General features: G+C 28.7%; 1 protein-coding gene. It reads right to left on the minus strand.

Annotation, left to right across the window (positions count from 1 at the left end):
- Positions 1-106 precede the first annotated feature (106 nt).
- Positions 107-1,165, minus strand: a 1,059-nt coding sequence (locus tag V7183_RS11105) for an ATP-binding protein (RefSeq protein WP_335359545.1), incomplete at its 5' end; no start/stop codon positions are given.

A 1,165-nucleotide genomic window follows, 5' to 3' on the forward strand; every position in this document is an offset into this window, starting at 1 on the left:
ATAAACTAAGTGTTTTATAAAAAAAAGCATTCTTAAAACATTTCATAAAATGTTTATATTTACACAACAAGAGCACTTTTCAGAAAAGTGCTCTTGTTTCTAAAATCTATATCGTTGGCAAAGTTATTTCTACTTTTGTACCTATGCCAATGTTACTTTGAATATTAATATTCCCTTGATGTTCCTCAATAATTTTATATGTAATCATTAAACCGAGCCCTGTACCATTTTCCTTTGTCGTATAAAACGCTTTGCCAAGCTTCTTTATTTTCTCGTTATCCATACCGCATCCTTGATCCTCAATACAAATGCACAGATTTCCTTCCGTTGTTTTATATGCATGAATTTTGAGATTCCCACCTTCTAACATTGACTCAATCCCATTTTTTAAAATATTTAATAATACTTGTTTTAATTGTTTTTCATCACCATTTATAGTGGGCAAATCTCCATCTGTTTGCACATGAATTTTGACATTATATTGGATCGCATAATTTTCCATCAATTGAACAACATATAACAAAATCTCTTGCATGTTACACCATTCATAGTTTTTAGGTTTTGGCTTTCCTAGTAACATCAATTCACTAACAAACTCATTAATCCTCTCAATTTCTTGTAACATAATCTCATAACTTATCGCATCATCTGGATTCCGCTCTTTTTGAATTTGAGTAAAACCTTTTAAAGCTGTTAACGGATTTCGAATTTCATGAGCAATTGTTGTAGACATTGTTCCAATTAATGCAAGGTTTTCTGTTTGTTTTACATTATTCAACATCTCCATTACTGTCATAACGTAGGACTGAAATCTTTTTAATAAAGAATGTGAAATGATGGAAAAAAAGATGCACAAAACGAGCGGAATAATAACTTTTACATCTTGTAGTAATAATGAAAAAAACGCATACTTTCCAATTACACTAAAAGAGACTAAATAAAAATACTTTTTATTTACAAATATCGGTGAAAACAAGATTAAAAATATCTCTACCATATTTCCATTCTCAAATACTCGATCTGTTTGTAAATAGATCATTAAATTATCAATGAGATCAATGAACATATATCCAATTAAAAATAAATACTTTACAAAATAAATGTGACCTCGTTTTTGAAAATATATTGAAATAGGGAATAACAAGATTAGGAATATGTATATACC

The sequence above is a fragment of the Bacillus sp. JJ1127 genome (genome assembly GCF_036965845.1).
Classification (GTDB): Bacteria; Bacillota; Bacilli; order Bacillales; family Bacillaceae_G; genus Bacillus_A.